Here is a 10524-nt window from a genome sequence, read left to right on the forward strand (position 1 = left end):
CGAATCAAGCCCGGCTCGAAAAGCCGGGCTTTTTCTTTGGAATGAAGGCGGAGCAGGTTTCGTTTACGTCACGAAGCGGGTGCGGGTTGGTCCGGTCAGGTCGCTTCGACTGTCTGACCGAGCCAGGCATCGTTGGCGGAATCGTTGCCGTTCATCTTGCTCCGCTTTTTCGCCCTGCACGCAACGATTGCGCCGTACGAGGCCCGCGAGGGAGTTTCGAAGCGGCCTGACCGGACCAGCCCGTGCTCGCGCCCACCACAGTACTTCAAGGCGTTCTCATTGCGATATGATGGTGCGCGTAGCTCGATTGGAGGCATCAAAATGCAGAGACGCCTGGAGTCGGAAGGCCGTCGCGGAGGCGCAGAGAAAAATCAGGATCATCGCCAAAGGCCCGGGCACGCGCATTGATGTGGCTGATCCGCTTGAGTTCAGTGAAGGGCAGCCGGGTGTCGAGCATGCCACGCTCATAAGCCATCTCGTCCACGAAGCCGTTGACCAGCATGCGCCAGTCGATGCGGGCGTCGCTGGTGTATGGGCGGGCGTGACCGCGGATGTTGGTCGTACAGTTGCTTATAAGGGCGTTGTACCACTGCGGACGCGCATAAAGCTCGTTGATCTGACGCAGGTACTGCAGGAAAACCGGCCCCGCCACGTCCGGATTGAAAGCCAGCCGATACAGATACACGTCCTCATTGCGAAAATTTGTGCGCAGGCGGACCAGATCGCGCTCGTCGGCCAGCACATAAATCAGTTCGTACTGTCGAAAGAATCCGCGCAACGCGGAATATTCTTCGTCAACGGTCTTGCGGGTTTCGATGGAGACGCAAACGAAGTCGTCATCGCCGAATTGAAAGCTGAGCATGGTATGGGCAATGAGCGGCGAACCCCAGTAAACCAGAAACAGGTCCACAGCCTTGAGCTGTGAGAGGCGCACGGTCTTGTCGTAATGATTGACGGTGTACTGGGTTTCGGAAGTGTATTCGCAATTGCGGATATTGCGCAGAGTGATCAGGTCACCATTGATTTCGGCACGCGGCAGGATGGCAACATCGGGTTGCCAGTCTCTGGTATTCGACGGTTCCAGGGCAAACCACCAGACCAGAATCAGGAAAAACGCAGGACCGAACACGGCCAGCCGCATCCGCCACCCGCGCAACATGAGGGCTCCCAGCAGCAGCGCCCCTGCCGCCACTGCGGCCGGAACGCGCCAGAACTGCGGCAGATCGCCATAATAAACGGCCGGCACAGTCCACAGGACAGCCCCCAGCAGCACGACATAGAGCAGCGCCTGAGCGCCAATGCGGACAAGTTTTCGCATGAATATCACTTTAGTTTCAGCGCGCACATTTTAAGCAGCGGCCTGCATGTTGACCAGACCCGAGGGAAATGCCCTGTCAGGACAGTGCTCGCCCATCGGGGTCAGCCGACAAGCGGGGAAAGCAGCACGCCCTTGGCCAGCAGTTCCTCGAACTCCTGCGCGGGAACGGGCCGGCTGGCAAGATAGCCTTGCAGCACGATGGGGCCCATGGAAGCCAGCAGGCTTCGTTGGGCCTGGGTTTCCACGCCCTCGGCGACCAGGCGCAGATTGAGGGTCCGGGCCATGGATACGATGGCGGCGACAATGGCCCGACTGTCGGGATCGTCGGTGATGTCCTTCACGAAGGAACGATCGATCTTGAGCCCGTCAATGGGCAGGCGCTTCAGGTAGGAAAGGGAGGAATAGCCGGTCCCGAAGTCGTCGAGGAAAAAGGTTCCCCCTGCTTCGCGCAGATTGAGCAACGTCGTCTCGGCCTTGCTCACGTCGCCCATGAGCATGGACTCGGTAATCTCGAAATACAATTTTCCCGGACGCAGCTCCGTGTGCAGCAGCACCTCGCGCAGGGTCAGGGCCAGATCCGTTCCGGAAAATTGCCGCGAGGATATGTTCACGGACATGGTCAGGTCATGCCCTGCGTCCTGCCAGAGCTTGGCCTGACGCGCGGCCGTGCGCAGCACCCAGTCGCCAAGCGGCAGGATGAGCCCGGAATCCTCGGCCAGGGGAATGAACTCCGCGGGAGAAATGAGCTTGCCGTCGCTACGCCAGCGGATGAGCGCCTCGGCCCCGAGTATTTCCCCGCTCTGGATATGCACCAGCGGCTGGTAGAAAAGCTCGAACTCCTGGGCCTCGATGGCCTTGCGCAGCTTGTATTCCATGGAAATGCGCCGATGCGCGGCCACGTCCATCTCCGGGGTGAAATACTGGTAATTGTTGCGTCCCAGGTTTTTGGCCCGGTACATGGCCATGTCCGCATTCTTGATCAGCTTCGATCCCTCGGAGCCGTCGTCGGGTGCGATGGTCACGCCGATGCTGGCCGTGACGAAATACTCGACATCCCCGTGATGAAACGGAGCTTTCAAGGCTTCGAGCATCCGGTTCGCGATGTGGCTGGCGGCATCGACCGATTCGATCTCCGGCAGCAGAACCAGAAATTCATCCCCACCCAGTCGGGCCAGGGTGTCCCCGCTGCGCAGGAGTTTTTCCATGCGGCGGGAGAGTTCCACCAGCAGCGCATCGCCGACACCGTGTCCCAATCCGTCGTTGATGGTCTTGAAGTTGTCGAGATCAAAAAAGAGCAGCGCGAGCTTGCCCTCGCTGCGTTCAAGTTGCGCCAGCGCCATGCGCAGCCGGTCGCCGAGCAGGATGCGGTTGGGCAGACCGGTCAGGGCATCGTGCTGGGCCTGATATTCCAGGGCGTCCTGCTGCCGCTTGAGCTCGGTTATGTCGTGAAAAATGGAAACATAGTTGGTAATCTCTCCCGCATCGTTCTTGATCGCGCTGATGGTCAGCCACTCGGGATAGGATTCGCCGTTTTTGCGACGGTTCCAGATTTCACCGGCCCAGTGCCCATCCGCCACCAGCTTGGCCCACATATCCTGATAGAAATGCTGCGGATGCCGATCGGACTTGAGTATGCGCGGGTTACCGCCCACGGCCTCTTGCGGGGTGTATCCGGTGATGATGCTGAAGCCCGGATTGACCTGTTCGATGGTCCCATGGACGTCGGTGACCACGATCCCCTCGACGGTATTCTCGAAAACCTTGGCGGCCAGCATGAGCTTCTCCTCGGCCTTCTTGCGCATGCTGATGTCGCGGACCACCGCCAGATAGAACTCCGGATGATCAGCCTTGCCCCACAGGGGAGATATGGTCGCCAGCCCCCAAAAAAAGGTTCCATCCTTGCGCACATAGCGCTTTTCCAGAGTGATCTCCTTGTGCGTCTTCGCGACCAGACTCTGCATGGCATCCTGCGAAACCTGCCAATCATCGGGGTGCACAAGATCATGCGGAGTAAGCTGGCCAAGCTCCGTGGCGGAATAGCCCGTAAGGTCGGAAAATTTCTGGTTCACCTTGATGAACCGGTGCGAAACGCCCTCGAACTGGGCCACGCCTACGCTGGCCATCTCGAAAAAGGCCCTGAAACTGCGCTCGCTGGCGGACAAGGCGGCGGTACGCTCGTGAACCTGCCTGCTGAGCCGCGCATTGAAAAAGAAAAGCATGGCCGTGATCCCGGTTCCGACAAAAAGGAAAATGCCCAGAACGATCAAAGTCATGCGGATGGCCTGCTGCTTGCGGGCCTGCAGATTCTCCTTGAATTCCGGATAGAGAAATCCGGACAGGTCGTAATCCGGGCTCATCATCCCCAGTTTGACATAAAGGTCTGCGATGTGCCGCCAACGCTCGGGATTCATGTGGCCGATCTCGACAAAATCCGGACGGATCAGCCTGCGCATGGTCTTGGCTTCGAAAAGAAGATGCTCCATTGAAAGCTCGGAGGAGTATCGAGCGCGAATGAGCTGGGCCAGCTCCTCCGGATTCTCCATGGCATATCGCCAGCCGCGCTGCACCGCGCGCAGAAAGGCCTCGACCCGCTCAGGATGTTTTTCCACCTGCTCTTCGGTCGAGACCAGACAGTCGCCGTAGAAATCCACTCCGTAATTGATGGGCCTGATGTACGCGGCGGGAACACCGCGCTCCTGCATGTGGTAGGGCTCACTGGTCAGGTAGGCGCTCATGGCGTCGACCCGTCCGGCCACAAGATCCTCGATATCCCATGAATGCGGAACCAGGGTGACGCTCTCCAGCGCAACCCCCTCGCTGACGAGCATGGCCAGACATTCCGGATCCGTTGCGGAGGTCATCATGATGCGCTTGCCGCGCAGGTCATGAGGAGAATCCAGCCGTGAATCCTTGAGCGTCATCATGACGCTTGGCGAATGCTGGAAAATGGCGGCCAGAGCGACCAGGGGGCTGCCTTCCTGGCGTTTGATGAGAATCGCCGGAGAATCCACGGCAAACTCGGCCTCCCCGGAGACCAGTCTGGCGGCCGGGTCGATGCCCGGAGCCCCCTCCAGCAGCTCCACCTGCAGGCCTTCGTCCTCGAAAAACCCTTGGGACACGGCCGCATAGTACCCGGCAAACTGAAATTGATGTCGCCATTTGAGCTGCAGCCGAACGTTCTGGGGTGAATTGGAGGCAGCGAAAACACTGTCGCAAGGCGCAAGAAAAAGACCGGCCAGAGTCAAAAAGGCAAAAATAGCCGACAAAAGGGAAAAAGGCCCCATTACGGTCCTTGGGATAAGACAAACTGAGCAGAAATATGTACGCATAAGGCAAAACTTAACATTCCGACACAACGGGTCAAGAACAAACACGCGCCCCTTCCCGGCCGGGCGGGGAAACAATTTCCTGATGACCGCCGCAAACTTCCCGTGTAGGCGAGGCCAGACGCTTTTCACCAAGGACTGGACTGATGACCAACAACGACATTCTGCGCCGATTGCGCTATGCATTGAACCTGGACAACGCCGGCGTCATCCGGCTCTTTACCCTGGGCGGGCACGGACTGAGCCAGGAAGATCTCGACCTCCTGCTCAAGAAGGACGACGAACCGGGCTTCGTGGACTGCCCGGACGTGCTGCTGAGCGCGTTTCTGGACGGACTGATCACCTCCAGACGCGGCGCCCGGGAACTGGCCCCCGAAACGGCCGAGACGCTGAACAACAACCTGATCCTGCGCAAGATCCGCATCGCGCTCGAACTCAAGGACTCGGACATGATCCGCATCCTGGACGCAGGCGGCATGGAAATCTCGAAATCCGAACTTTCCGCCCTCTTCCGCAAACAGGGGCATCGCAATTTCGTGTACTGCCGGGATCAGCTTTTAAGAAAATTTTTGAGCGGGCTTGCGAAAATCTCGCGGGAGGAACTTTCATGATTGAATTCGGCAAAACCGCGACCCTCAAGGTCATGAAAATGGTCACGGGCGGAGCCTATCTCGACGGCGAAAACCTGGGCGAGGTCTTCGTGCCCAAGCGCGAGCTTCCGGCGGGCACGGCCGTTGGCGACAGCTTGAGCGTCTTTTTGTACCGGGACTCCGAGACCGTGCTCACGGGCAGCGTAAGCAAGCCCAAGGCCGAAGTCGGCCAGTGCGCCTTCATGAAGGTCGTGGCCGTGACCAAGTCCGGAGTCTTCGTGGACTGGGGCCTGCCCAAGGACCTCTTTGTCCCGTCAAGCGAGCAGTACAAGGCGCTGGAGGAAGGCCGCTCCTACGTCATCCTCGTGTACATCGACGAACGCACCGGCCGTCTGGCGGGCACGGCCAAGCTCCACTCCTACCTGAGCGAAGAGGGGGAAGGATTCAAACCGGGTCAGGAAGTTGATCTGCTTATCAGCGGTTTTTCGGAACTCGGTTTCAAGGCCGTGATCAACAACACGCATCTCGGACTGGTCTTTCGCGACGACGCACCCGGCGAGCTGCGCTATGGCCAGCGCATGAAGGGCTTCATCAAGGCCATCCGCCCGGACGGCAAGATCGACCTGTCCCTGCTGCCTCCCGGCAGGTCCGGCCTGGACATGCTAGCCGACCGCATTCTGGCCCATCTGGCGGCATGCGGAGGAAGCACCGACCTGACGGACAAAAGTCCGGCAGAATATATCGCCGCCGCCTTCGGGGCCAGCAAGTCCAACTATAAAAAAGCCCTGGGCCGCCTCTACAAGCAAAAGAAAATCAGCATCGAGCCGGACCGGATCGTGCTGCTCTGAGCTCTCAGCTAACGACGCAAGGCTACAGCACTCACGGCAAAAGAGCCGCAGGAAAATCCCTGCGGCTCTTTTGCATTTCATGAAGCGGGAATGGCGCACTAGCCTCGACGGGCCACCAGATCGCGCAACGGCTGGGGCAGCAATCCCTGCAACTTCAGGGCAATGGCATTTTCATGGCGTTGCCAGATGATGCCAAGCCAGATCACGCCTAGCCCAATGATGGTCAGCACAAAAGGAAAGAGCAGGCTATCCTTGAAGACGTTCCAGGACAGATAACCCAGATAGCCCGCAGCGCCCAGGCCACCGAAAACGGCGAAAACCCTGCGTCGTAGCGCCGCGCCGCAGAAGATGAGCAGCATGTTGACGCAGAAATAGAGAAACTTGTTCAGCTCGCTGTCGGAGCGCATCAGCGAAAGCCCGCCCCAGAACGCAGTGACCCCGAAAATGTAGAGCCAGAAGGCATAGTCTTTTTCACCCCTGGTGCGGATGTCGATCCACAGGGCAACAAGGGTGATGACCACGCCGGACCAGAGCGAGACGAGCTTGCGCAGTTCCCAGGTGACGTCGGCCTGGCCGAAGATGAAAGGCGTCAGGTCCATGCTCATGTACCACAGCGTCGCGGCCACGGGCATGACCAGAAACGGCAACCGATAGCGCCAGAGCAGGATCGCCCCTGCGGCCAGGGTGCCCAGCTCCATGAAGATCCAACGCCAGTCGATATGGACATGGTAGTCGCGGTAAACCCGTCCGTCGGCCCACCAGCCCATGGCCTCCTGGAATCCATAGATCGCCAGCGGAGTCAGGGCCACGACAAAGGTGGCGATGATCCCGGCCGGGATGGGCAAGCGGCGCGTGTGCAGAAAATTTTCGGTGAGCAGAAGCCCGGCCACGGCGTAGGCCACGGCAATGCCAAGCAGCCCCCACCCCCCGAACGACTCCCAGCCCAAGGTCATGAACAGGCTCATGGCGCCGATAGCCATGAGTCCGCCCAGATAATAAAGAATATGGGTGAAGCGAAAACCCGGCGTATCCACGGCCGAGGCCTCCAAAAACTCCCACAACCGCCCCGCCTGTCCGGCATCGAGTATGCCCTTTTCCACCGCCTGTCGCAGCCTGTTTCTGCTGACGTCCATGCATCCTCCGGATTTCGTGACATGTCCGGACCATGGTCCAGAATGCACATTCCTTATTCCCGGTCGCGCCGACAAGGCAACGGGCAATCAGAATCATGCCGATCGCCCATTATCACAGTACTCTCTGTGTCACTTCTCTTTGCTCCCTGAAATCCGATCAATTCATAAAGGTTCTGCCGGATGCAGACCTCATAAATTTATTCCGTAGAGCTGATTAGACTGATTGGGCAACATAATAAGAATGCCGTTTACACGAAATTCAGGACACCCTCTGTTCAAACAAACTGAGCCACTTCTGTTCGAAGCATGAAAAGATCCTACAGACTTAACATATCTATATAATTACCTATTTCTTCATCTATAACTAAAAAATGGAAATCCCCTGTATTCATTTTTGCGCTATAAAATACTTCAATCATACTAACAGAAATTTTATTGAGACTTTTAAAAGCATAAATGAAATTATGTATTATAATAATTTCATTATTTGATATATCTGTTAAGCAGTCATAAAGTGCATCAAAATTGCATCCATAATAATCTGGAAATTTAAGTTTTTTTTTCAACTCATGGTGCATTTGTTTTTCATTAGTCATATTTTTTCCATCAATAATTATAAAATCCATACTATCTAATCCTTTGAAAAGATTTATAATGGTCTGTAGTTTTGTACATCAAACCGTCGTTTGAAATAATCAACCGTTCAGCTCCACGGTATCCTTGATCATAATTAATATCTACTTCTATCCATGTTCGATCAGGTGCATCAGGAAGAATGCCACTTCTATTTTCATAAATATCTCCACCAATGCTTTTCCCTGGAGCAATTTCGTGAAGATTACCCTTGGAGCTATCCCAACCAAGTGCTTTTGCTTCCTTCTTTGTGATAAAATTATCCGGCAATTTGCCGTGTTGCCCAATAAATTCAGTAACCTCATCAAATCCAGTTTTATGTACAGCTTTTCCTGCTACACGCCATGCATCACCCGCCTCATCCCCAAACTTCCCAACAATCTTCGCACCCAACCCCGCGAGTCCGAATTTTTCGACAGCGCTTACAATCTTGATGGCCACCACATTGGCGGGGATTGCGTCCGTTGCGGCGCCCAAGGCGATTTCGGAGGCTATGTCGGCTGCCTCGTCCGTATCGCCCGCATCAATGGCCTTGGCAAGTCGGTACGCATCATACGCTTGGAGCCCTTTGTCCATGAACTCAAGGAGCACCGGAATCACAAAAAATGCGTTGTTTTCAGCCGCATTGCCGCCGGTCGTCGCGGCCGTATCGATATCCCTTTCCGCCACGGCGGCGGCAATGCCCGCGGCAAGCCTGCCCATGTCCACGCCGGTGGACTCAAGCCGGATGAGATCAGCCTTCAGTTGGAGCGCTTCCTCATCCGTCAGATTCATCAGGGCTTCTGGATTATCGATCTGACTGTAAACGAATCGTTGGACAAAAGCCTCCGCCGCCATCTCCCCGACCACGGCCCCAATGGCTCCGGCCGCCGCATCGCCGCTTAACGCCTCACCCATGGCTGCGCCCAGTGCTGCATGGGCTATCTTGTTGGTGACATAGTTGAGATCGCCTTCTCGTGTGGCCAAACCGATTTCCCCGGCAACTTGCGCCCCAAGGGTGATCACGGCGGCCGTACGCAGGCTGTTCGTGAAGTTTTTTCCCAGATCTCCGCCATTTATAGCGGTATTTACACCTGCCGACACGCCCGCCTGGATGGCCGTACGTTCCAGAGCCGTGCTGAGAACTTTCATGGTTGCGGTCATGTCCTTGGCCTGACTCAGCAAACCGGGATCATTGGCCACGTCCGTCGCACTCATGAGCCCACTCGTCAGACCCGCCGTCAGCATGACCGTAGCCAAGGAACGGACTGTGTCCTCGGTCGTCATGGCCTTGAGCACCGCGCCAACGTCGCCTTGGTTGGCGACGAGTTGCACGGTGGCCTGGGTGACAAGGGAGTTGAAGCCGGCCGCCACGGCAGAGTGAACGGCCAATTGTGTCGCCGTCAGGCTCGCTGCCGTCGTTGCTCCCGCCGTGGCGCTTGCAGTCGCGGCCGTTGCCGCGGCTCCTGTTGCCGTATTGATGCCGGTCAGCGCTGTCGCAAAGGCCGCTCCCACCCCGGTCACCGTCAGCGCCACTGCGATTGCCAGGGCCACCAGTTGCACACCCGGCCCTCCAATGCCGCCATCCTCGTGCTTCCACTGGTCGTGGGCTTCCTGCACGGCCTGCCAGTTGACGTCGTCACGCTTGAGCAGCTCGCCCATCCAGCCAAGGCCCGGGGCCTGCGCCAGCTGTTCTATGTCCTGCCGGACGTTTCCGGTCTCCCTGTATTGGACCACAACCCCGTTCGCCGTGGTGATACTCAGCTTTCTGGCCGATATTTCCGTGTGCTGAACCGCTTCGTCCTGCTTCCCCTTGTCGGACGATGACCAGGAGAAGTAGCCCGTGTCCGATTCGACATGGCGTTCAAAAAAGCTGTCCTTGCTCACCAGCATGGCGACCTGCCCGTTCTCGGCCGTGATCGCAGTCTCGTCGCCGGAGGTGATGCGCGCCGCCTGCAGGACGACGCTGTCCCCGGCTTCGAGACTGACTTTCCCACCGGCGGAAAGTTCGCTGCGGACGTTGGCCGATCCATGACTTTCGTCGAGTTTCATGGAACCCGTGCCCATAAAGCCTGATTCTTTGGATTCGGCCTTGGCATAGTTCTCGACCCGCACGGGTAGGATCTGCATGCCGTCCTCGGCCCGAAGGCCCATATCCTCGCCTGATTTTATTTTGCTCCCTGCGACTGTCAGGTCCCCGATTCCACCCTGACCCGCCGCCACATGCACATCACCACCCGCCGTGATGGCGGAAGCCACGTTGGTCGTGACTTTGCCCTTGTGCATTTCCGAGCTTGAACCGCCGAAGAATCCGCCCTTGCTTTTCTGTTTGAAGTGATAGTCGTAGCCGTCGGTGGCGGCGGTGATGGAGACGTCGCGGTCCGCTTCGATGTTCACGTCCGTTCCGGCCGATACGCTGCTGCCGTGAACTGCCACATCCTGTCCCGCGCTGATGCGTACCGAGCCGCCCGCTTCGACGGTGGCCGCCTTGCTGGACTGCGTATTTAAGCTGCTTTTGGATTTCCCGGTCTTGCCAAAGTTGTGCGACTCCAGTTCCTGGGCCGCGATGATCACGTCGCGACCGGCGGAAAACGTCGCATCACCCCCGGCCTTCACGTCGCTCCCGATGATCCCGATATCCCGCCCGGCCTGCATGGACAGATCGCCCGTGGCCTCGATGGCGCCCCGCTGGCCGAC

General features: G+C 57.7%; 7 protein-coding genes. 2 read left to right on the forward strand and 5 right to left on the reverse strand.

Features of this window, described 5'->3' with window-relative positions; all coding sequences use genetic code 11:
• Positions 1-316: 316 nt before the first annotated feature.
• Positions 317-1318 (reverse strand): Lnb N-terminal periplasmic domain-containing protein, encoded by a 1002-nt coding sequence (locus BMZ24_RS18680; protein WP_092194538.1) that lies wholly within the window; start codon positions 1316-1318, stop codon positions 317-319.
• A gap of 101 nt (positions 1319-1419) precedes the next feature.
• Positions 1420-4602: an EAL domain-containing protein gene (locus BMZ24_RS20395; protein WP_279625560.1), complete on the reverse strand. Its 3183-nt coding sequence runs from the start codon at positions 4600-4602 to the stop codon at positions 1420-1422.
• Between the two features lie 188 nt (positions 4603-4790).
• Here BMZ24_RS20395 and BMZ24_RS18690 point away from each other — a divergent pair, with 188 nt between their 5' ends.
• Both BMZ24_RS18690 and BMZ24_RS18695 read left to right on the forward strand, forming a co-directional pair.
• Complete coding sequence (locus BMZ24_RS18690) at positions 4791-5255, forward strand: YehS family protein (protein ID WP_092194542.1); 465 nt, start codon at positions 4791-4793, stop codon at positions 5253-5255.
• Positions 5252-6082: a CvfB family protein gene (locus tag BMZ24_RS18695; RefSeq protein WP_092194544.1), complete on the forward strand. Its 831-nt coding sequence runs from the start codon at positions 5252-5254 to the stop codon at positions 6080-6082. The genes BMZ24_RS18690 and BMZ24_RS18695 overlap by 4 nt, the downstream gene beginning before the upstream one ends.
• Before the next feature lie 98 nt (positions 6083-6180).
• On the opposite strand, the gene BMZ24_RS18700 is transcribed toward BMZ24_RS18695, so the two are convergent.
• The 3 genes from BMZ24_RS18700 to BMZ24_RS18710 all read right to left on the reverse strand — a co-directional run.
• Positions 6181-7215 (reverse strand): DUF2157 domain-containing protein, encoded by a 1035-nt coding sequence (locus BMZ24_RS18700; protein WP_092194546.1) that lies wholly within the window; start codon positions 7213-7215, stop codon positions 6181-6183.
• A gap of 317 nt (positions 7216-7532) precedes the next feature.
• Positions 7533-7841, reverse strand: coding sequence for a barstar family protein (locus BMZ24_RS18705; protein ID WP_092194548.1), 309 nt, complete (start codon positions 7839-7841; stop codon positions 7533-7535).
• 1 nt (position 7842) lies between these two features.
• A partial coding sequence (locus BMZ24_RS18710) for a DUF637 domain-containing protein (protein ID WP_208599895.1) occupies positions 7843-10524 on the reverse strand: 2682 nt, incomplete at its 5' end.

The sequence above is a fragment of the Desulfomicrobium norvegicum genome (assembly GCF_900114595.1).
Classification (GTDB): Bacteria; Desulfobacterota; Desulfovibrionia; order Desulfovibrionales; family Desulfomicrobiaceae; genus Desulfomicrobium; species Desulfomicrobium macestii.

Excerpts from the sequence above, each read along its gene's own strand:
- BMZ24_RS18680 (WP_092194538.1), bottom strand. The coding sequence starts at position 1,318 with ATGCGAAAACTTGTCCGCATTGGCGCTCAGGCGCTGCTCTATGTCGTG.
- BMZ24_RS20395 (WP_279625560.1), bottom strand. The coding sequence starts at position 4,602 with ATGGGGCCTTTTTCCCTTTTGTCGGCTATTTTTGCCTTTTTGACTCTG.
- BMZ24_RS18690 (WP_092194542.1), top strand. The coding sequence starts at position 4,791 with ATGACCAACAACGACATTCTGCGCCGATTGCGCTATGCATTGAACCTG.
- BMZ24_RS18695 (WP_092194544.1), top strand. The coding sequence starts at position 5,252 with ATGATTGAATTCGGCAAAACCGCGACCCTCAAGGTCATGAAAATGGTC.
- BMZ24_RS18700 (WP_092194546.1), bottom strand. The coding sequence starts at position 7,215 with ATGGACGTCAGCAGAAACAGGCTGCGACAGGCGGTGGAAAAGGGCATA.
- BMZ24_RS18705 (WP_092194548.1), bottom strand. The coding sequence starts at position 7,841 with ATGGATTTTATAATTATTGATGGAAAAAATATGACTAATGAAAAACAA.